Source organism: Cylindrospermopsis sp. CR12, from assembly GCF_001432185.1.
In the GTDB taxonomy this organism is placed as follows: domain Bacteria; phylum Cyanobacteriota; class Cyanobacteriia; order Cyanobacteriales; family Nostocaceae; genus Raphidiopsis; species Raphidiopsis raciborskii.
This window is the reverse complement of the sequence record NZ_LMVE01000021.1, coordinates 1-22,291: the sequence shown is the minus strand read 5'-3', so window position 1 is coordinate 22,291 and position 22,291 is coordinate 1. Positions and strand designations below refer to the sequence as shown.

19 protein-coding genes are annotated in these 22,291 nt (G+C 42.8%); 11 read left to right on the top strand and 8 right to left on the bottom strand.

Annotated features, from left to right (window positions below; genetic code table 11):
- The first annotated feature begins 17 nt into the window (after positions 1-17).
- The 9 genes from atpB (at position 18) to ASL19_RS02225 (ending at position 6,778) form a co-directional block, all read left to right on the top strand.
- Entirely contained in the window at positions 18-773 is a 756-nt protein-coding gene (atpB, locus tag ASL19_RS02265; RefSeq protein WP_006278177.1) for a F0F1 ATP synthase subunit A, read from the top strand.
- Between the two features lie 197 nt (positions 774-970).
- Positions 971-1,216, top strand: a complete 246-nt coding sequence (atpE, locus tag ASL19_RS02260; RefSeq protein ID WP_006278178.1) for an ATP synthase F0 subunit C — start codon at positions 971-973, stop codon at positions 1,214-1,216.
- Between the two features lie 142 nt (positions 1,217-1,358).
- Positions 1,359-1,850 carry a F0F1 ATP synthase subunit B' gene (locus tag ASL19_RS02255; RefSeq protein ID WP_006278179.1) on the top strand — a complete coding sequence of 164 codons (492 nt, stop codon included), beginning with the start codon at positions 1,359-1,361 and terminating at the stop codon, positions 1,848-1,850.
- A gap of 112 nt (positions 1,851-1,962) precedes the next feature.
- On the top strand, positions 1,963-2,520 hold the full coding sequence (locus ASL19_RS02250) for a F0F1 ATP synthase subunit B (protein ID WP_006278180.1): 558 nt from the start codon (positions 1,963-1,965) through the stop codon (positions 2,518-2,520).
- Positions 2,521-2,525: 5 nt separating this feature from the next.
- Positions 2,526-3,080 (top strand): ATP synthase F1 subunit delta, encoded by a 555-nt coding sequence (atpH, locus tag ASL19_RS02245; RefSeq protein WP_006278181.1) that lies wholly within the window; start codon positions 2,526-2,528, stop codon positions 3,078-3,080.
- 110 nt (positions 3,081-3,190) lie between these two features.
- A complete protein-coding gene (gene atpA, locus ASL19_RS02240) occupies positions 3,191-4,711 on the top strand; it encodes a F0F1 ATP synthase subunit alpha (RefSeq protein WP_057177114.1) in 1,521 nt (506 codons plus the stop codon).
- Between the two features lie 90 nt (positions 4,712-4,801).
- Positions 4,802-5,749: a F0F1 ATP synthase subunit gamma gene (locus tag ASL19_RS02235; protein ID WP_006278183.1), complete on the top strand. Its 948-nt coding sequence runs from the start codon at positions 4,802-4,804 to the stop codon at positions 5,747-5,749.
- A gap of 144 nt (positions 5,750-5,893) precedes the next feature.
- Positions 5,894-6,217 (top strand): phasin family protein, encoded by a 324-nt coding sequence (locus tag ASL19_RS02230; protein ID WP_006278184.1) that lies wholly within the window; start codon positions 5,894-5,896, stop codon positions 6,215-6,217.
- A 12-nt stretch (positions 6,218-6,229) separates the two neighbouring features.
- The gene (locus tag ASL19_RS02225; RefSeq protein ID WP_057177113.1) at positions 6,230-6,778 is read left to right on the top strand and encodes an FKBP-type peptidyl-prolyl cis-trans isomerase; all 549 of its coding nucleotides are present in this window, start codon (positions 6,230-6,232) and stop codon (positions 6,776-6,778) included.
- A 20-nt stretch (positions 6,779-6,798) separates the two neighbouring features.
- On the opposite strand, the gene ASL19_RS18075 is transcribed toward ASL19_RS02225, so the two are convergent.
- Complete coding sequence (locus ASL19_RS18075) at positions 6,799-6,948, bottom strand: hypothetical protein (protein ID WP_181407034.1); 150 nt, start codon at positions 6,946-6,948, stop codon at positions 6,799-6,801.
- A gap of 88 nt (positions 6,949-7,036) precedes the next feature.
- Between ASL19_RS18075 and ASL19_RS18780 the strand changes: the two genes are divergently transcribed.
- Together ASL19_RS18780 and ASL19_RS02220 are read left to right on the top strand one after the other, a co-directional pair.
- Positions 7,037-7,162, top strand: coding sequence for a hypothetical protein (locus ASL19_RS18780; RefSeq protein WP_255356415.1), 126 nt, complete (start codon positions 7,037-7,039; stop codon positions 7,160-7,162).
- Positions 7,163-7,663: 501 nt separating this feature from the next.
- Positions 7,664-8,554: an outer membrane protein gene (locus ASL19_RS02220; protein WP_057177112.1), complete on the top strand. Its 891-nt coding sequence runs from the start codon at positions 7,664-7,666 to the stop codon at positions 8,552-8,554.
- 143 nt (positions 8,555-8,697) lie between these two features.
- On the opposite strand, the gene ASL19_RS02215 is transcribed toward ASL19_RS02220, so the two are convergent.
- From ASL19_RS02215 to ASL19_RS18435, 7 genes are all read right to left on the bottom strand, one after another.
- The gene (locus ASL19_RS02215) at positions 8,698-9,231 is read right to left on the bottom strand and encodes a hypothetical protein (protein WP_057177111.1); all 534 of its coding nucleotides are present in this window, start codon (positions 9,229-9,231) and stop codon (positions 8,698-8,700) included.
- An 11-nt stretch (positions 9,232-9,242) separates the two neighbouring features.
- Positions 9,243-9,791 carry a GNAT family N-acetyltransferase gene (locus tag ASL19_RS02210; protein WP_057177110.1) on the bottom strand — a complete coding sequence of 183 codons (549 nt, stop codon included), beginning with the start codon at positions 9,789-9,791 and terminating at the stop codon, positions 9,243-9,245.
- A 139-nt stretch (positions 9,792-9,930) separates the two neighbouring features.
- A complete protein-coding gene (locus ASL19_RS02205) occupies positions 9,931-11,085 on the bottom strand; it encodes an alanine--glyoxylate aminotransferase family protein (protein ID WP_057177109.1) in 1,155 nt (384 codons plus the stop codon).
- Between the two features lie 99 nt (positions 11,086-11,184).
- On the bottom strand, positions 11,185-12,069 hold the full coding sequence (trpC, locus tag ASL19_RS02200) for an indole-3-glycerol phosphate synthase TrpC (protein ID WP_057177108.1): 885 nt from the start codon (positions 12,067-12,069) through the stop codon (positions 11,185-11,187).
- Between the two features lie 66 nt (positions 12,070-12,135).
- Positions 12,136-13,566, bottom strand: a complete 1,431-nt coding sequence (gene lpdA, locus ASL19_RS02195; RefSeq protein WP_057177107.1) for a dihydrolipoyl dehydrogenase — start codon at positions 13,564-13,566, stop codon at positions 12,136-12,138.
- A 145-nt stretch (positions 13,567-13,711) separates the two neighbouring features.
- Entirely contained in the window at positions 13,712-14,623 is a 912-nt protein-coding gene (locus ASL19_RS02190) for an alpha/beta fold hydrolase (protein ID WP_057177106.1), read from the bottom strand.
- A gap of 184 nt (positions 14,624-14,807) precedes the next feature.
- Positions 14,808-22,291 (bottom strand): cadherin domain-containing protein (locus tag ASL19_RS18435; RefSeq protein ID WP_235528909.1); only part of this gene is annotated, 7,484 nt, incomplete at its 5' end.

The window sequence follows — 22,291 nt, the reverse complement described above, 5'->3', positions numbered from 1 at the left end:
ACCCCATTAGAAAGAAAATGCTCAATTTTCTGAACTTCTACTCCTTTCCCTTAGCAGAATTGGAGGTGGGTAAGCATCTGTACTGGCAAATAGGCAACCTAAAGCTCCATGGACAGGTGTTTCTCACATCCTGGTTTGTAATCGGCGTATTAACACTAGCTTCCATTCTGGCAAGCAGCAATGTGAAACGCATTCCTAGAGGCATTCAAAACCTAATGGAGTTTGCCCTAGAATTCATTCGGGACTTGGCAAAAAACCAGATTGGCGAAAAAGAATATCGCCCCTGGGTGCCTTTTGTGGGCACGTTGTTCTTGTTCATTTTCGTCTCCAACTGGTCCGGAGCATTAGTTCCATTTAAACTAATTCATTTGCCAGAAGGTGAACTGGCCGCTCCTACCAGCGATATCAATACAACAGTTGCCTTAGCGTTGTTAACATCTTTAGCTTATTTTTATGCTGGATTCAGCAAAAAAGGCTTAGGGTACTTTGGCAACTACGTGCAACCAGTGTCCTTTATGTTGCCCTTCAAGATTATTGAAGATTTCACCAAACCTCTTTCCCTAAGTTTCCGTTTATTCGGTAACATTTTAGCTGATGAACTGGTAGTTGGCGTGCTAGTGTTACTAGTGCCCCTGTTTGTACCATTGCCAGTGATGGCCTTGGGACTATTCACAAGTGCCATTCAAGCCCTAATTTTTGCCACCCTCGCTGCTGCTTATATTGGTGAAGCGATGGAAGATCATCATGGCGAAGAGCATGAGGGAAGTCATTAGACCCCTCAAAAAAAACAGTCAGTGATGAGGTGACAGGTGAGAGGTGAAAGTGCCAGGGTGACAACAGGTAGTCAAAAGTCAACCGAGGGAGCTTCACCAATTAATAGCATCTGATCGCCAATAACTGATAGATGATAGCTGACTACTAACACTATATTCCCAAATCAACCGTATCTCTAAAGTAAGGAAAGAAGATCATGGATCCATTAATTTCTGCTGCTTCCGTATTAGCTGCTGCTCTAGCTGTTGGTTTAGCTGCTATTGGTCCTGGTATTGGTCAAGGTAATGCAGCAGGACAAGCTGTAGAAGGTATTGCTCGTCAACCAGAAGCAGAAGGCAAAATTCGCGGTACATTATTGCTGAGTTTGGCGTTTATGGAAGCGCTAACCATCTACGGCTTAGTAGTTGCCCTAGTATTGTTGTTTGCTAACCCCTTCGCATAAGTAGTAACCAGTCTATTGGACTGAGTGACAAAAGATGGGATTTAGGAGTTAAGAGTTAGGGATTGAATTAATCACTCACTAACTCATAACTCATCCTCTAGTTATAACTCAGGACTATAACCATACATAGGAACAAGCAACAATGACACATTGGATCACCTTGTTGGCAGTAGAAGAGGTTGCCAAGGAAGGGGGCTTGTTTGACTTAGACGCGACTTTGCCCTTGATGGCAATTCAGTTTCTAGTTTTAGCCCTGATATTGAATGCAACCCTCTATAAACCATTGGGTCAAGCCATTGATGGACGTAATGACTACATCCGGAATAATCAATTGGATGCCCAACAGCGTTTGTCCCAGGCGGAAAAACTGGCGGCTCAGTATGAACAAGAACTAGCTGGTGCAAGAAGACAAGCGCAAGCAGTGATTGCTCAAGCTCAAGCAGAGGCGCAAAAAGTAGCGGCTCAAAAAATAGCGGCAGCACAGCAAGAAGCCCAGGCACAAAGAGAAAAAGCAGCTAGTGAAATTGAGCAGCAAAAACAACAAGCTTTAGCTTCTTTAGAAGCGCAAGTGGATGCCCTCAGTCGCCAAATATTGGAGAAGCTGTTAGGTGCTGATCTAATAAGCCAACGCTAAATTAGGTCAAAACTAACTTACAGAAATGTCATGGTGTCATAAATCATCAATTTGAAGAATGACCACTGACAAGAAAATTTGAATTTGGCTGCGCAGTTGTGGATGAAAAAACATGGGGACTTTTTTACTATTGATAGCGGAAGCAACCGCTGTCACGGGTGAATTGGCAGAGGGAGCAGAACATAGCGGTATTGGTCTAAATACTAATATTTTTGAGACCAACCTAATTAACCTTGCCATTATTATTACTGTGCTGTTTGTTTTTGGACGTAAAGTATTGGGTAATACCCTAAAAACTCGTCGAGAAAACATCGAAACAGCGATTAAGAGTGCAGAGGAAAGAGCTGCAAATGCTGCGAAGCAGTTAAAGGTAGCTGAGGAAAAACTAACACAAGCCCAGGTGGAAGCTAACAGAATTAAAGCTGATGCGGAAACCAATGCCAAAGCAGCTGGGGAAGCAATTTTAGTCCAAGCTGCTGCTGACGTTGAGAAGATGCAAGCTGCTGGGGCAGCCGATTTAAATGCGGAACTGGAGCGGGTAATTTCTCAATTACGGCAGAAAGTGGTAGCTCAAGCTTTACAAAAAGCCGAAGCAGAACTCAAAGCTGGCATTGCTGAGGATGCTCAAATAAGAATTATTGACCGTAGCATCGCTCAATTGGGAGGTTAGGAACCATGAAAAGTAATGCAGCGACAGCAGAAGTAGCACAGCCCTATGCACAGGCTTTGTTATCAGTGGCTAAAGCCAACAATTTGACAGAAGAGTTCGGCACAGATGCGCGGACTTTGATTAGTTTGATTTCTGGTTCTGGGGAACTACAAAACTTTTTGGATAACCCCTTTATTCGACCAGAAAACAAAAAGAATCTACTCAGACAACTGTTGGGGGAAAGTGTTAATTCCTACCTGAGAAATTTCATCTTGCTGTTAGTTGATAGAAGACGGATTTCCTTTTTGGAACCAATTTTACAGCAGTATATCATTCTGTTGCGGGAATTAACCCAAACGGTTTTAGCAGAAGTTAGTTCTGCCATTCCCCTAACCGATGAACAACTACAAACAGTAAGAGAAAAGGTAATTTCTATTACCAAAGCTCGGGAAGTAGAAATTGAAACTAAAATCGACACCGATTTAATTGGTGGTGTAGTGATTAAAGTAGGTTCCCAAGTAGTTGATGCCAGCTTACGTGGTCAACTACGTCGTCTTTCTCTACGCTTAACCAGTGGTTAAATAGGGAAAATGGGGAATTTGGATAGATTTCATCTGTTACCAATTACTCATTACCAATTAGCAATTACCAAAAACTTCTGCCGTCTCACAAGAAAACCGAAAATAGGCACATGAGCATTTCCATTAAACCTGACGAAATCAGCAGCATTATCCAACAACAAATCGAGCAATATGACCAAGAAGTCAAGGTTGCTAATGTTGGTACTGTACTACAAGTTGGTGATGGTATTGCCCGGATCTACGGCTTAGAACAAGTCATGTCCGGGGAACTTTTAGAATTTGAAGATGGCACTGTTGGTATCGCCCAAAACTTAGAAGAAGATAACGTGGGCGCCGTACTAATGGGTGAAGGCAGAAATATTCAAGAAGGTAGTACCGTTACTGCAACCGCTAAAATTGCCCAAGTAGGTGTGGGTGAAGCCCTCATCGGTCGGGTAGTAGATGCTTTAGGCAGAGCAATTGACGGTAAAGGTGAAATTAAGGCTACTACCAGTCGCTTAATTGAGTCCCCCGCCCCTGGGATTATTGCCCGTCGTTCTGTACATGAACCCATGCAAACGGGTATTACAGCTATTGATTCCATGATTCCCATTGGTCGGGGTCAACGGGAGTTAATTATTGGTGACCGTCAAACTGGTAAGACCTCTATTGCTATTGACACCATTATTAACCAAAAAGGTGAAGATGTGGTTTGCGTTTATGTAGCAGTGGGTCAAAAGGCTTCCACAGTTGCTAACGTGGTTCAAACCCTACAGGAAAAAGGCGCTTTAGAATATACGGTAGTTGTAGCAGCTAATGCCAGTGACCCAGCTACTTTACAATTCCTGGCTCCCTACACAGGTGCTACTATTGCCGAGTACTTTATGTACCAAGGTAAAGCTACCTTAGTGATTTACGATGACCTTTCTAAGCAAGCTCAGGCTTATCGTCAAATGTCCTTGCTGTTACGTCGTCCACCCGGAAGAGAAGCATATCCAGGAGACGTGTTCTACATTCACTCTCGCTTATTAGAAAGAGCAGCAAAATTGAGTGATGAATTGGGTAAGGGTAGTATGACTGCTTTACCTATCATTGAAACCCAAGCTGGTGACGTTTCTGCTTACATTCCTACCAACGTGATTTCTATCACTGATGGACAGATTTTCCTTTCTTCTGACCTGTTTAACTCTGGTGTTCGTCCAGCAGTGAATCCGGGTATCTCCGTATCCCGGGTGGGTTCCGCTGCCCAAACTAAAGCAATGAAGAAAGTAGCAGGTAAGATTAAATTGGAATTGGCACAGTTTGATGACTTACAAGCCTTCGCCCAATTTGCTTCTGACCTAGATAAAACTACCCAGGATCAGTTAGCACGAGGACAACGTTTACGGGAACTGTTGAAACAGCCCCAAAATGATCCTCTCTCTGTTGCTGAACAGGTCGCTATTCTTTACGCCGGTATTAACGGTTATTTAGATGATATAGCTGTTAACCAGGTGACCAGCTTTGTTAAAGGTTTCCGTGACTACTTAAAGAGTGGTAATAACTCTTACTACCAAGGAGTGCAAACCAGCAAAGTCCTAGGAGAAGCGGAAGAAGTAGCCCTGAAAGAAGCTTTAGCTGATTACAAAAAGACTTTTCTAGCTACGGTGTAATCACAGTGTAATCGGTAATTGGTGATTGGTGATTGGTAATTCCCAAGACTAATCATCAATAACCAAGAACTCATGACTAAGGACTAAATTATGGCTAATCTCAAAGCAATACGCGATCGCATTCAGTCGGTCAAGAACACTAAAAAAATCACCGAAGCTATGCGGCTAGTGGCTGCAGCGCGGGTGCGTCGTGCCCAGGAACAGGTAATTGCCACCCGTCCCTTTGCTGACCGTTTAGCACAGGTACTATATGGTTTACAGATCCGGTTAAAATTTGAGGATGTAGATCTACCTCTACTAAAAAAACGGGAAGTGAAGTCTGTAGGTTTATTAGTAGTTTCCGGTGATAGAGGGCTATGTGGTGGTTACAATTCCAACGTCATCCGACGAGCGGAAAACCGAGCCAAGGAATTAAAAGCTGAGGGGTTGGATGTTACCTTTGTTATTGTAGGTCGTAAAGCTAATCAATACTTCCAACGACGGGGTTACAAAATTGATGCCACCTACAGCGGTCTAGAACAAATTCCCACTGCTACCGAAGCTACAAATATAGCTGACGAGTTACTTTCTCTGTTTTTATCAGAAAAGGTAGACAGAATCGAATTAGTTTACACTCGTTTTGTTTCTTTAGTCAGTTCCCGTCCCGTAGTCCAAACCCTGTTACCCTTGGATACTCAAGGTTTGGAAACCCCCGATGACGAGATATTCCGACTAACTACTCGTGGGGGCAAATTTGAAGTAGAGCGGGAAAAAGTTACCAGCACAGTAGCACCCCTACCCCGGGATATGATTTTTGAACAAGACCCCGTACAAATTTTAGATTCCCTGTTACCTTTATATCTGAGCAATCAGTTATTAAGAGCTTTACAAGAATCGGCGGCTAGTGAACTAGCAGCAAGGATGACAGCAATGAGCAATGCCAGTGATAATGCTGGTCAACTCATTAGCTCCCTCACTCTTTCTTACAATAAAGCCCGTCAAGCAGCAATTACCCAAGAACTCCTGGAAGTTGTTGGTGGTGCAGAAGCACTTGGCTAATAAGCACCTACATAAGTAATTGGCAATAGGTAATAGTACAAATATACCATTAACTTATTGCCGATTATTTGATGAATATAGATATATAATAGGGCTAGGTGGGCGTTCTGGTTCGCCTCCTTCCCCTAAAAGCTAAAGACATATATGGAAAACAACAACTGGTTAGAACAACTGATGATGGTGGGAATAGGTACAACTTCCCTAGTAGCAGATAAACTTAGACAGGTTGGGGATGAACTGGTCAGGGATGGAAAACTCAATCCTGAGCAAGTGGGGACATTAATGGATGATATTGTTAACCAATTGAAATCAGAACAGGGGAACTGGGAAGGACAAGTTCAAAGACAACTGCGGAACATGATGCAGGATTTTGGAGTTCCGCGCCAGTCCGAAGTTGACGAATTACGCGGGAGAATTGACCGCTTAGAACGTCAAATACGGGATTTGGAAAATAAATTTTGGCGTTAGGGAGGGTTTATTTTGAAAGGTATTTTTATTAGTGCTGTATTGATAATAGTATGTGTTGCAGCTTTGGTAATAGCACAAATTAATAGTGGTAAACAAGACACCACAGCTAAACTCACAGAAACTACACCCACAGCTATCATTACAGAAAGCAAAACCCAAGACCAAGAAAATAATCAAAAAGATAAAAATTTAACTGCGAGCAACAACATGTCTGATACTAACACCGTCACTACTTCTACCGGTCTTAAATATGTTGAATTACAAGAAGGCACTGGTTTAATACCCCAAAAGGGACAAAAAGTAGCAGTTCATTATACTGGTACTTTAGAGAATGGTCAAAAATTTGACAGTTCACGCGATCGCAATCAACCTTTCAGCTTTAAGCTAGGGGTTGGACAAGTAATTAAAGGGTGGGATGAAGGACTAAGTACCATGAAAGTAGGTGGTCGTCGTCAACTAATTATTCCCCCAGACCTGGGTTATGGATCTCGTGGTGCAGGTGGGGTAATTCCACCCAATGCTACCCTAATTTTTGATGTGGAGTTGTTGGGAGTCGAGTAGAAAGTCAACCGCCCCATCCCTTACACCACCACTAACCCATCTAGAACCTCTAAATAGAAAATCAGCGTAGGTTGGGTTGAAGCATGAAACCCAACATCCCCATCCCTTACACCACCACTAACCCATCCTACCAATAATTGTGCTAAACCAATTTTTAAAAACAACGTCAAAGAATATACAAGCTTGTCTGAATTACGCAAATGTTTCGCTAAAATCTGAAAAAGTTTACGCTATTTCGGTTTAAAGGATTTTGGAGAATTGGCTTTTTGTTTAAAATTACCTGCTACTATTATCTTATTTCGGATTAAAGTCCCTTCAAGTGCAATGGTAGCTCAAAAGATAGCAAATGCGATCGCTTTGCGTAATGATTGGTATGGACATTAGGGTTGTTGGGTTTCGTTCCTCAACCCAACCGAAAAAACTAGTCGATTGAAAACCGACTTGCGCTTTCAGACAGGGAATTTATTCCCTGTCTCCCTGAATATTTCATCATTAATTTAGATGCTTTTTTTACATCTCAGTAAAGATTGTGCTTTTTAATTGTCATAAAAATATATTTATATTTACTGTATTTTAATATACTAAAAAATTGATATATAACTATGCCAATTGTGGCTTTGAGTCTAAATACTGATTATATATAAAGTATCTTATTTTGTAAGTACAAATCAACTAAGACTTAGGTCATTACTAAACTCAATATATTTACGCAAGATTTATTTACCTATTAAGTTATTTTTGTTATGGATTAGACCTGGTTAAATTTAGTTACATCATTTTAATGTCTGAGACCAAATATCTATCTAAAGATAGATGAAATAAAATGTGATAATCAATTACGGTGTGTTTGTTTACTCCAAGTAAAAATTACACTCCATCTGAAATATGAAAATTTACTCATTCTTCTGGTTTCCTGCGGTACTCGCTAGTTTGGCTTTTGCGACATCGGTTAAAGCTGAGGAAGTTTCGACTAAAGCTGCTGACTTAATGGGAGTCAGCACTGATAATCAGGACTCGTCTAATTTGTTGGCTCAAACTTCTGACCCCGGTTTTACGACAACATCTCCTACAACAGGTTCTGCTCCTTTGTATACCGGTGGCGATAACTCCCAATTGCCTGCTAGTAATTATTTCTATCTCGGTGCAAGTGTTGGTCGTGCTTTCCCTGGAGATGTAAATGCTAAAGGAAAAGCTACGGATGCAGCCACTATTAGACTTTTACAAAATGCGAGAATACTAAATGAAAGTGAAAATAACCTTGGGTTATATTCTGGCAACCAGTGGAACATAGCTGGTGGTTACCAATGGGACAATGTCCGTGCTGAATTAGAAATTGGTAGTAGTTCCTTTGGGCTTGATGTATCCAAACCAGTTCCTGGAAAGCTAGATCTCCAGACAAGAACAGTAACAGTAGCTACCAGTGATACTAGACCTACTTCAGTAACTGGGAATTTAAATGTAACAACCGCCTTACTTAATGCCTACTATCATTTCAGCAGTTCCAAATTTAGTCCCTACGTTGGTGCGGGAATAGGCCTGGGCTTTATTAGTAATGAACCTATCGGAAATAACCCAGTGTCTGTAGATAATGGTACATCCTTTGCCTATCAAGCAAAGCTAGGCGCCCAGTATGAAGTTGTTAAGAAGGGTAATGTTTTTGCTGAATTTAAATATTTAGGTTTGAGTGGTTACACCTCAAACAAGGATGACCTGGAACTCAAAGTGGGTTCTTCAAATGCTTACGGGTTTAGTGTGGGCTACCGTCAGGGTCTGTAGTTTTTAAATACAAAAGAGATTCTGATTCCATTGGCAGTACTGATACCCCAGTAATCAATGGAATGACGCATTCAATAGCATATTTCTCACATCTGGGGAGCAGAGGGATTAACCCAGTTGGATACAAGGTTTTCTCAACTGCTCTACCATTTTTGTTTCTGAATTTCAAAAGACATAACTTGTGCGCGTATTGAATTAGCAGCTGTCTCTGCAATTTCTGCTCTATCAGAATCAGTAAGAAGTACTGCAAGTAGCGATTTAAGAGCTTCGCGGTTAGATATAAACTCTTCCGAGTATAAATTATCTTGCAACAAGGTGGCTTCTAAGTAAGGTAATAGCTCAGGTGGAGGAGATAGCAACCTTTCTTTAATGCGTCTCCTTGCAGTCTCTATTGCTGAAGAAGTACCTACACCTAAATCCCATGTTTCAATTATTAGCCTGATTTCACGGTTAAGTGATACACGCAGCGTTGATAAGCGACTAAATAAAGGAAGGTTAAGCATTAAAGGTGGTAGTACATTTCCCCAATCTAAACCAGCACTAATAGTGCAATTGGCTTCATCTTCGATACGAGTAGCCTCATCGAGCCATCCTTCACCCAAAAGTAAATCTATGGCTTCTTGGGTTGTTACTGGCTCATTCACCTGAAAATTATTATTTTGCTGTTGATGATTCATAAATTGTTACCTTATCTCCGTCTTAATGCCCCATACTCAAAATAAACTAGATTATCGTATTCTTCATCAGGTCCGCAGTTAAACATATTTTGTTTTTCATAAAATCCTACAGACCTTAGTAAAGAATGTAACCCCACTCTACCTTCATACCCAAGCTCAACACTTCTAATTCTGGCAAAATTTAAAAGTGCTTGACCAACACCTTTGAATTGAGGCGGACGCTGAATTTCAATTCGGTTAGTGGGGGTAGTGGCAATACCATCAACATAAACTAGTCTCTTACCAATATTCAACCGGGAACCGTGCATTTGTGTTTCTATTATCATTAAACCTTGAGTTGTGTTTTCGCACTCAACTGCATAACCTTCAAGATTTGCCTGATTGGCAATATATCTTAATTTAAACATCCAGTCCCAGTATTTATCTTCTTGAGTAAATAACCTTAACTTCTCGACCCAATCATTTACATAATCATCAACGTGTCTTTGTCCCAAATATACCAAATATGCTTCAACAGAGGTATTATCAATACCTCTTTTTAATGAAATTTTTCGTTGCATTGCTTCGTCAAATATACCCCTACATTATTAATATTTTAGCCCACATTCCGCACCCTAAGCTGTAACAGATCAAAGAGGATAGTAGTACATAATAACTCTCCCACCAAATTGGGGTAACTATGGTGGGAGTACACATATATTAAATAGTGGTAAATACCTTCACCGCAGCAGCAACACCAGCACCAGGAATAAAGTTCTCATAACCCAGCTCCCCAAGAACCACCTCCAGGGCCGAAACACAACTAAGAATATCCCGATCGCTCACGAATCCCAAATGACCGATACGAAAAATCTTGTTAGTCAAATGATCTTGTCCACCCGCTAAAGCGATGTCAAACCGCTTTTTCATCAAAGAGCGAATTTTATCTGCTTCCATCCCGGGTACTGATACCGCAGTAATCGCGGGACTGGCCCATTCATCCGGTGCAAATAGGGGCAAATTCAATGCTTTCATCGCTGCACGGGTAGCATTTTTTTGCCGCTCGTGACGGGCAAAAATTGATTCTAATCCCTCCCTCTTCATCATCCCCAAGGTGGTATGTAATGCTACAATTAAATTCACTGGTGGGGTAAATGGTGTGGTGTTCTTGGCTGTGGATTTGCGATATTTGCCTAGGTCTAAGTAGAATTTCGGTAATTTGGCAGTTTTATAGGCTTCCCATGCTTTGGCACTGACGGAAACAAATCCTAAACCCGGTGGTATCATATACCCTTTCTGAGAACCGGAAGCAACTATGTCTAATCCTAGTTCGTCTACTGCTACATTATATGCTCCCAAACTGGTAACTGCATCAACTATAATTAATGCCTCACCGTGTGCTTTTACATGGCTGTTAATCGCTGCTAAATCATTGATCACCCCTGTGGAGGTTTCGCTATGGGTGATAACTACAGCTTTAATTTCCTTTTTGCTGTCTGCTGCTAATATTTCCCCAAATTTGCTTGGGTCTAGGGGTTTTCCCCACTCAGCAGTTACTACTTCTACGTTTAAACCAAATGCTTCTCCTACTTCTACCCAACGTTCCCCAAATTTGCCGTTATTACCCACTAATATGCGATCGCCTGGGGAGAGAAAGTTAATGATTCCTGCTTCTACTGCTCCTGTACCACTAACATTAAGCATTAATACATCATTAGTGGTTTGATGTAACCATTTTAGGTTTTCTGTGACCTCACCCATCATGTTGCTAAACTCCCCGGTTCGATGACCAATGGGATGTTTGGCTAATGCTAGTAAAGCTGCTTCTGGTACTGGAGTTGGTCCAGGAATCATCAACATTAATTTGTTTTCCATTATTTCTACCTTAATTGTTTATAACACTAACACTACTAGGTTTTTGATTTTCCACGAACTCTCAATCATATCATTGGTTGATTATATCTAAATAATTCTTTACTTTCCAAAAAGTTGCTTAATTGCTAATTCCGGATCTGGTTGTTTGACTAGGGACTCGCCTACTAGTATTGCTGATGCACCTGCTTTTTCTACTATACTGATGTCCTCTGGTGTGTGTATTCCTGACTCGCTAACTACTAAAATATTTCTTTCTTGGATTTGACTTCCTCTCTGTTTGAGTAGTTCACCGGTGGTCTGCAAGTTAACGGAAAAATCTTCTAGGTTACGATTATTTATACCAATTAAATTTACTCCATCTAGTTTTAATACTCTGTCTAGTTCTTCTAAACTATGCACTTCGATTAATGCGGTCATTTTCAAACTTTTGGCAATCTTGATGAAATACTGCAAATCTTGATCACTTAAAATCGCTGCTATCAATAAAATTGCGTCCGCACCATTGACTCTGGCCAGGTACATTTGATAGGGATAAATAATGAATTCCTTGCACAGTAATGGCAGATCTACTGCACTACGAATCAATGATAGATTCTCAAAACTACCTTGAAAAAATTTGCCATCTGTCAACACCGAAAGACAACTTGCACCCCCTGCTACATAGGATTGGGCAATTTCCACAGGGTTAAAGTCTTTTCTTAATACCCCTTTGCTGGGAGATGCTTTTTTTACCTCTGCTATTAGAGCAGGCTTGGTTTTACTTTGGCGCAGTGCAGCTAGAAAATCACGGGTTGGAGGTGCAACTAAAACCTGCTTTTGCAGTTCCCTTAGAGGTACCTTGTCCCTCCTTTGTTCTACTTCTATCTCTTTTGACCAAACTATTTCTTCTAAAATGTTATTTGGCGATGCGTCCTTTAGAACGACTTGGTAGCGCACTATAGAAACGTCTATTGCGGGACTGGGAGAACGACGACGTATTTGCATGAAGTTAAAACAGGAGAGGGTTTAACACCTAGGGGAGGATTGACCTCTCCCCTATGGTTGGATATTCTAGCTGGCGATCGCTCGTTTATAGGCCTCATCCAAAACTTCTGAAAGTGTGGGATGGGCATGAACTAGATAGGCTAGGTCTTTAACAGAGTGACGATAAGCTACAGCGGAGGATGCTTCATGAATCAGATCGGAAGCGTGTACACCGAAAATGTGTACGCCTAATACTTCCCCAGTGTCTTGACGATAAATCACCTTGGCTATACCATCTGCTTCGTTTTCTGCTAAAGCTTTAGAGTTACCTTTAAAGTAGCTTTTAGTAGTGCCAATTTCAAAACCTTGAGCCAAACCTAATTCTTGAGCTGCTGTTTCTGTGAGACCCACATAACTAACTTCTGGATGGGTAAATGCAGCAGCGGGTATGCTACGGTAATCTACCTTTTTGTTTCTACCGAGGATATTTTCCACTGCAATAATTCCCTGAGCGGAAGCAGCGTGAGCCAACATCATTTTACCATTAGCATCGCCAATCGCATAGAGATTAGGAACAATTTCACTACCAGCAAGTATGTGCATACCATCATTGACAGGAATAAAGTTCCGTTTATCCAGTTCCACACCCACGGTTTCTAAACCCAGATTTTTAGTGGCAGGGATACGTCCTGTAGCTACCAAGCAGGCATCTACCTCTAACACTTCCACATCTTCTTTAGTTTGGAAGTCTGCCAATTCAATTACAACCGGGGAACCGGGAATAATTTTCTTAGCGTAAATACCTACCTTAGTTTCAATATCACGAGAGGTAATTAATACCCTTTCTGCTAGTTTGGCAATATCCCGATCAAATCCTGGCATTAATATATCCACGGCTTCAATCATTGTTACCTCAGAACCTAAAGCCGTATAAATATCGGCAAATTCCAACCCAATGTAACCACTACCAATAATGGCAATCCAATCAGGTAAAGACTCTAATTTTACCCCTTGGTCACTGGTAAATACTGTTTTGCCATCTATTTCGATTCCAGGAGGGACAAAGGGAACTGAACCGGGAGAAAGAATAATATTTTGGGCAGTGATGATTTTTTCACTTCCAGTTGTCACCACACTCACCTTTTGTGGCCCAGCTAACTTTCCCCAACCCCTAATAATATCTACACCCAAACGCTTGAGACTATTAGTTAAATCCCCTTGTATTTTGCTAACAAGATTATTGGCATGTTGGGCGATCGCATCTCGCTGGAAGGAGACTCCTCCCAACTGAATTCCCAGGGACTGAAGATGGTGAGCATCACGCAATTCGCGCACTTTTCCCGATGCTGCCAACAAAGCCTTAGAAGGGATGCAACCCCTATTAACACAAGTGCCACCCATATCAGCTGCTTCAATAATAGCCGTTTTCAGACCATAATGGACAGCATGTAAAGCCGCACCATGTCCGCCCACACCTGCGCCAACAATCACTAAATCGTAATCAAATCCAGAAGTCACGTTAGTCTCCCCACTGCTTTAAACTGAGTTGCTTTTTCATTTTTCACCTGATCTCAAGTTACCATCGGGCAATTACTAAAAAGAGCAACTAGAAAAAATTTATCCACTGGTTGTTTAATGAAGATGTGAATTAAACACATTTGTATTACTCAGGGCAATTATGTGCAATCCAACCTAAAATCACCTGATTAACCAGTTCAGGTGACTCATCATGGGGACAATGACCCACCTCTTGTAAATATAACACTTCTAACTTATCATTATATTTAGCAAATTCAGAAGCCAATTTAGGTGGGATAAATCTATCCTTTTCTCCCCAAATCAACAGCATAGGAATGGTTAAATTGGGTAATAGAGTCTTAGCGCTAGGACTAAATTCTGCACCAATAGAGGCTTTAAACAGGGCGATAAAAGCACGAGTAGAACCTCTATCTTGGGGTGGTCCTGCCAAAATATCAATTAACTCATCCGTGATAGCTTGGGGGTGGGCATAAGCAAGACCAGCCCAGCGTCTGAGCACAGCTGGTTGACGAATGAAATTGAATAGGGGTTTGAGCAACAGCGGAGAGGCGAATATACCCTTAATTCCCCTCACCAGGGGATGAAGAAAAGGTGGTAAAACCTCCTGTTCCAGATTAGGATCGGGTAAACTCATCATCACCATACCCTGAACCATATCGGGATGAACTGCTGCTGCTACTAGGGTAACTAGGGAACCAAGAGAGTTACCTATTAATATTACAGGATGATGGATAAAAGTCTGCCAAAAATCATAAAGTTGCTCCACCCACAGATTGACACTGTAATTAGCGGGAACCTTTTCAGAACCGCCAAAACCCAGCATATCCAGAGCATAAACCGTGTGGTGTTTTCCCAACACCTCTAAATTATGTCGCCAATGACCAATAGAAGCACCAAAGCCATGTAGCAAGATTAAAGGAGTTGCAGTTTGGTGGTGATTCACAGGGCGGATAAAAGTATAGCGGATTTGCCAACCTCTCCATACCCAGTCCCTTTGATTACCGACTCGTTTTTGCCAAGATAAAGCTGTTGTCACAGGTGAGTTTGCTTATATTTAACCCATAACATTATGACTTGGTCTACAGCAAATGTCAAGAGACTGTCCGTGGGGGAGACAGGGAATGAATTCCCTGTCTGAAAGCCAAAGTCGGTTAAAAAACGACTGGTTTTGTCGGTGTTGATTGTAGGTTGAGTTTAATATTAAACCCAACATCGACATATTAACCAAAGGAGAAGACCGTATCATTGAAGTCGTAATCATTGACCCCTACACCAGCGGGTAAATCTTCGAATCCAAAGATATTATTGCCAAAGCTCTTGATGTGAGCTGCACCATCTGGGTTAGCTGCACCAAAGCTAAAGTAAGCAACTGGGAAAGAGGTATAGTTTTCAGCGGTGGCTCGACTATTATCAGCATTGAGTTGGAAGAAGGTGTTAATAGCATCCTGCATACTACCGAACAAGTTACCACCATTGGCAATGACGAAGGGAGCGTAAAATTTATCCCCGCCCACAACCACATTTCCAGTTATGCCATTTCCCGAACCCCCAGCTCGTACTGCAAAACTAGATACTGCTCTGTTTAAAGCAGCCCTAGCATAGCCAGGTTGTCCTGGAGCGATGCCATCAACTGTACCTGTGGCATCATCTATTTCATAAAGACCAAATAGGTTATTAAAGGCTGCATCAGTGCGACCTAAAGTTCTTTGCAGAATATCCCTTGCTTGAGTTGGATTGTAGCCAGCACGGAAATTGAAGGACACATTATTAACAATACCAGATAGGGAACCAGCTTCTGAAGGAATTAAGGGGTCACCAGGTTGGACATCTGTTATTACGCCCGAATTTACTACAACTTTTGTTCCGGTCACATTAACCTTGACGTTTGCAGTTGCTGTTAAATTTCCTTGGTCAGAGATAGTATAGCTAAAAACATCATCTCCTATATATGCAGCATCCGAGAGGGTGTATTTTAGCTGATTGCCAATAATTTCCACCTTACCTTGTTTACCGTCAGTTACGCCAATAATTTTCAGTTTATCACCGCTATCAGGATCAGTATCGTTCTTCAAAGGTTCAATGGATCCGCTAGTATCTCCAACAATGGCTAAAAAGTCACCAATAGCAGCGGGTGCTTCATTGACATCTTCAACCTTGATATCGATATCTCGGGTTACGGGAGGGGTTTTACCATCTCCGACCGTGACTTGTACTTGGTAAATATTATTCTTATCCTCATCCTCGGGTTTTTCAAAGTCTGGTGCTTTATTAAACGTCAAGTTACCTTGGGAATCAATGGACAGCAATTTAGCATCAACTCCTGCTAGGGCAAAGGTAATAACGTCTTCCGGTTCCGGATTTTGAACACTGATTCTACCAACTAATTTACTATTTTCACGAACAGGGAAGGAGACAGCAGAGAAAACAGGTGGTTCATTAACATCATTAACACCAATAGTCAGCTGTTTCTCAAAGAACAGTCCACCTTGGTCGGTGCTCCGAACTCTAATGCTGTAGCTGTTCTTGGTTTCAAAGTTAAAGGCAGCAGCAGTTTTTAGTTGACCACCATCTATGGTAAAGAAACTGTTATCGGTAGCACCTGTTCCCGTAACTAGACTATAGGTAAAGGTGTTGCCAGCATCCGGGTCTGTGGTAGAGAAGTTACCCACCACTGTGCCACTTGCTTGGTTTTCCTCAATAGTGGTGGCTGATAAAGTCAGGTCTGTGGGTGCTTCATTAACGTTGGTGACATCGATAATCAGATCCTGGGTAACTGGATTATTACCGTCCGTAACTTGGATTTGCAGGTTGTAGCGATTATCAGCTCCCACATCGGTTGGGGCTTCAAAGTTAGGAGCGGTAACAAAGCTCAAAGCTCCCGTAGTGCTATTGATGTTGAACAAACTCCGGTCTGCTCCCCCGTTAATGCTGTAGGTCAAGGTATTACCATCCGCATCAGTGGCGATAATATTTCCCACTGCCGTGCTGTTTTCTGCCACGAAGAAGGTGGAGCTACTAGTTATCACCGGTGGATTGCCAACTTCTGGGACATCGGTGACGTTAACAGTAACTGCTTGGGTAGCGTTTAAACCTCTAACATCGGTGGCGGTAACGGTCACACTGTAAGTATTGCTTCTCGCTGCACTACCTGGTACTTCAAAGTTGGGGGGAGTTTTAAAGCTGAGTAAGCGGGTTGAGGAGTCTATATTAAACTTGCCTGCATCTGCTCCAGAAAGGGTATAGGTGAGGGTATCCCCCGCATCTGGGTCGGTAGCAGGATCGATGGTTCCTACAGTAGTGCTATTCTCCGCTACAGGGAAAGTGGCAGTAGGATTAGCGAAGGTGGGTGCTTCATTAACGTTGGTGACATTAACGGTAACTGTCTGGGTAGCGTTTAAACCTCTAACATCGGTGGCGGTAATGGTCAGACTGTAGGTGTTGCTACCTGGCGCTTCAAAATCAGGGGGAGTTTTAAAGCTAAGGGCGCGAGTAATGGTATTAAAATTAAACTTGGTTGCGTCTGTTCCCGATAGGGTGTAGTTAAGAATATCCCCACCATCTGGGTCGGTAGCAGGAGCGATGGTTCCTACGTTAGTGCTATTCTCCGCTACAGGGAAAGTGGCAGTGGGATTAGCAAAGCTGGGTGCTTCATTAACATTGGTGACACTAATGGTAACTGCTTGGTTAGTGGTTAAGCCAGCACCATCCCTAGCGGTAACGGTCACGTTGTAGGTGTTGTTCCCTGCTGCACTGCCTGGTGCTTCAAAATTGGGAGCAGTCTTGAAGCTTAAAAACTGGGTGGTAGAATCAATATCGAACTTGCCTGCATCTGCACCGGAAAGGGTGTAGGTGAGGGTATCTCCCCTATCTGGATCGGTGGCGACTACACTGCCCACAAGAATCGTGTTTTCCCCTGTGGAGAAGGTAGCAGTAGGAGTATTAAAGCTGGGCGCTTCATTAACGTCGGTAACAGTGATAATCAAGTCCTTGGTAACCGTGTTATTATCACTATCTTTGACTTGGATCTGCAGGTTGTAGCGATTATCAGCTCCTACATCTGTCGGGGCTTCAAAGTTAGGAGCAGTAACAAATCTCAGAACTCCCGTAGTGGGGTCGATGGCGAACAAGTTCTGGTCTACTCCCCCGCTAATGCTGTAATTAAGGGTGCTACTTTCTACATCGGTGGCGATAATAGTTGCCACTGTGGTGCTGTTTTCCGCGATGGAGAAAGTGGATCCACTGGTTATCACTGGTGGGTTGCCAATTTCCACCACATCGGTGACGTTAACGGTAACTGCTTGGGTGGCAGTTAGCCCCCCACGATCAGTGGCGGTGACGGTCACACTATAAGCATTAGTTCCTGCTGCACTACCTGGCGCTTCAAAGTTAGGGGCAGTTTTAAAGCTGAGTAAGCGGGTAGAAGAGTCTATGTTAAACTTGTCCCCATCTGCTCCAGAAAGGATATAAATGAGGGTATCTCCCGCATCTGGATCGGTAGCAGCAGTAATTATTCCCGCAGTAGTGCTGTTTTCTGCAGTGGAGAACGTAGCAGTGGTATTGGCAAAGCTGGGAGCCCTATTAAGTCTCACTTCCCGTGCGATCGCTGCACTGGTATTACCAGCAGTATCTGTGGCAGTTGCCAGTAAAGAAAGTATTCCTTCACTAGGTAATTCACCCGCGCTAATATTCACTGACCACTGGCCATTAATAGCGGTGACCGTGCGTGTCACATTACCAAAGGTCAATCGAACTCGGGAGTTGGCCTCTGCAGTTCCTGTAATGGTAATGCCACTTGATCTTTCTGGAGGGTTGATGATATCGTCACCTGTAACCGGATTAATGACAGGGGCGTTGGGTGGGGTGGTATCTAATAACAGAGTACGAGAAGCTGGGATGGTTTGGGATCCGGACTGAGCAATGCCAATGGCCTCAACACTGTATGAACCATCTCCTGGCAACTCCTGGGGTGTAAAATTAGCAGTCCAGTTTCCACCATTGACGTTTACTGTTTTCCTTTGTCCAGCAATGGTGACTTGTACCTGAGCTAGTCCGGTTGCAGTTCCCGTAATAACAGCACCCGCTGCTTTTTCGGCTGCATTCAAAATGTCATTTCCAGCAATGACTCCAATGGTTACTGGTGGCAAGTCATCACTAATAATAGTTGTTGCTGCTTGTCCCGCTGCTACCATTACTGAGCCTATATTAGGAGTCTCTATCCTCATTACTAACTGTTCATCAGTTTCAATGAGAGTGTCTCCTAATACGGTGACCTTCACCAGCTTTTCCGTTTCCCCATCTGCAAAGTTGATTAAACCAGACAATGGAGTACCAGGAGATAAATCACCAGCATTAATGGACCCCTCCAATCTGTAGTCCACTGTGAGATTACCGCTGGGGTTGGTGCGCCATACCCGGAAGGTAACATCTTGTGAAGCGCTGTTTCCTTCTGTAATAGATAATGGAGTAGCCCCTACACCAACGGAAGTAATAACTGGAGCTTCTGCTGGAGCAGTCTTCCCTTCAGGTTCATCTGGAGACGCCTGCGCACCTTGAATAAAAGATCTTTCTCCCGTTAAGAGGTAATCATAAATGGCTGCATCCCGTAATACAGGATCGGTAATTCCTGCAGCAGCAGTGCGTGCTGCTGTTAATAAATCTGCAGGAACTTGGTTCAGGTCAATAACGCCTTGAGGGAAATTACTGCGGTCAAAACCGCCAAATCTTTCTCCCACACCATAGGAGAAAAGGGAATCCTTACCATTGTTTGTACCTACCGCATCTAACCGCCAACTATTGGCAAAGGCTCCATAAAGATTCTCAAAACTGACTGGCTGAGAATAGAGGGTGCCATCTCGCCCGGTTAGATCATCTGTCCTATCGTTGTTCCGATTGCCCAGTAATCCTCTAAATCCTCGAGTACTACCTGTAGGACTTTCAGCAACTAAGACATTTACATCCATAAAGGCATCGTAAATCTCTACTCTAACCTGCTCTCCTAAATCGTTTAGGGTAATGGTGTATTCGTTGCCATTAGTAATTGCCCTCCGCTGTATATCAAAATTACCATCACCATTTATATCCACACCTCCCTCTGCAGGGTCAATATTACCATCGCCATTTATATCTGCAGGGTCAATGGATACAATTACTCCATCCACCAAGAGCTGGTCTGACCCTAGCTGCAACTCAATCCGTCTTTCACCGAGTTTAACAGCCATACGAGTAGTAATAGACACCACTTCCGAACCAGGATACGGTTCATAGCGGACTTGCACCTGGAAGGGGTTATCGGACCCAGGGGTTGTTTCCACTAGGACAAATTCGCCCACTGCCATAAAGTCATAGGCCAGTCCATCTAGGGTTACCAAGTGAGGATCTCCAAAACCCCAACCCCAGAATAGACCATCATCATTTAAGATCCGTGCCAGGGCATAATTTTGTGAAAGCGAGATCGATGCAGGATCTGGGTTGTTAATAACAGCTTGAAACCATTCTGCAAATTCAATGGTATTATCCCCTTGAACGCTGATAGTCAAAGGAGCAGTGGATTGCCCCGGTGCAAAATTAACCGTTCCTGAAGGGAGTGTGCTACCGACAAAATCGTTAGCATCAGCATTCGGGAAGAAGAAGCTTTGAGTATTCCAGTTGACACTCAGGGCTGAATTCAGGTTACCCTGGCGGACAACTTCAAAGGTGTAGTTTGTGGGGGTTCCTTGATTGCCTTCAAAACGAGTTTGCAGCCATGCATTCCCTGGGTTACGAATAGAAAGAAAAGTCTTGGTGGTGGCAATATCTGCGGAATTGATATGATTAAACTGATTATCACCACCCTCAAATCCTAAATTATAGGCATAGCCTTCTTCGCTACCTAAACCCCTGTTACCACCATAGGACCAAATATAATTGGCTTTTCCATAGCCCCCTGTGCCAATTCCATCTTGGTCAGTTTGAATATCAAAATACTCATTAACCCAAATATAAGTGTTAATGTTCCTTAAACCAAAATCGAAGCTATTCTGAACAGAAGTGACTTGATAATAACCAGTCTTACCCGTATCATTGGGTTTTGAATTTATAGCAAGGTATCGCCCTGGAGCGTTAATGTAATCTCGACTGGCATAGCCATAGCCCTTGTAATAGTCATTATTTGTGTCTTCGCCATAATAATAAGTAAATTCAAAGAAGACATTATTACTTCTTATATCGGCTTCAAAGAAGTTGCTAAAATAAGGGTCAGAGCTGAAAAAGTTAGCATCGTATGCAAAACCATATTCTGAACCCAAACCAGAGAAACCACTAACTGTACCCTGTGGCGGCCATATATTAGTTGTTGGTCCAAATCCTGTATCAGCGTCATTGTAGCTGGTAAGGTAAACCAGGTTGTTAAAGGAAATGTTAGTGGTAATTTCTCCAAAAGAGTCAATGGTGTAGGATCCTGTTTGACCAGTTTCATTCCGATTGGAAACAGGTATGTTTTGACCCTGGGTGTAGGTTCCCACTGGAGCATACACATAACCACTATAGCTATCGCCATTACCGTAGCGGTAAGTAAAGTTATACCGCTGATAGCCAGGCAGACCAACAGTCAGAGTAAATGGGTTGGAAAGAGAGCTGACATTACCCGCAGCATCCGTAGCACGGGCAGTGAAATCGTAAGTTCCTGGAGCTAGGTTAGCAGTGGTGAAGGTATAATCCCCAGGAGTGTTGGCAGCAGTAGCATCACCATAGGTAAGACCATTACGGAACATCCGTACGGAACTGCCTGCTTCCGCTTTGATATTCAGGGTCGGGGTGAGATCATCTGTGGTAGTACCGTTGCCAAAGGTTCCTGTAACTGGCGCCACGTTATCTATGAAATTGATAATTTGGGGAGCATCAGGAGGGGTATCATCCACATCGGTGACGTTAACAGTAACTGCTTGGGTAGCAGTTAGGCCCCCTCCATCGGTGGCGATAACGGTCACACTGTAGGTGTTAGTTCCTGCTACACTACCTGGCGCTTCAAAATCAGGAGCAGTTTTAAAAGTCAGTGACCGGGTTGTATTATCAATGTTGAACTTGGCCACATCTGCACCGGAGAGATTGTAGGTAAGGGTGTCGCCTGCATCTGGGTCGGTAGCAGTGATGATTCCTACAGTAGTTCTGTTTTCCGCTGTGGAGAAGGTAGCAGTGGTATTAGCAAAGCTAGGTGCTTCATTAACATTGGTAACATTAATGGTTAACTGTTTCTCAAAAGACAGTCCACCTTGGTCCGTGCTACGAACTCTAATGCTGTAGCTGTTCTTGGTTTCAAAATTAAAGGCAGCAGCAGTTTTCAGTTGACCACCATCTATGGTGAAGGAACTATTATCGATAGAACCTGTTCCCGTAACTAGGCTATAGGTGAAGGTGTTACCAGTATCTGGGTCTGTGGTAGAGAAGTTACCTACCACTGTGCCAATTGCTTGATTTTCTGCAATGCTAGTAGCTGATAGAGTCAGGTCCGTGGGTGTTTCATTAACATTGGTAACATTAATGGTTAACTCTTTGTCAAAGAACAGTCCACCTTGATCTGTGCTGCGAACTCTAATGCTGTAGCTGTTTTTGGTTTCAAAATTAAAGGCAGCAGCAGTTTTCAGTTGACCACCATCTATGGTGAAGGAACTATTATCGATAGAACCTGTTCCCGTAACTAGGCTATAGGTGAAGGTGTTACCAGTATCTG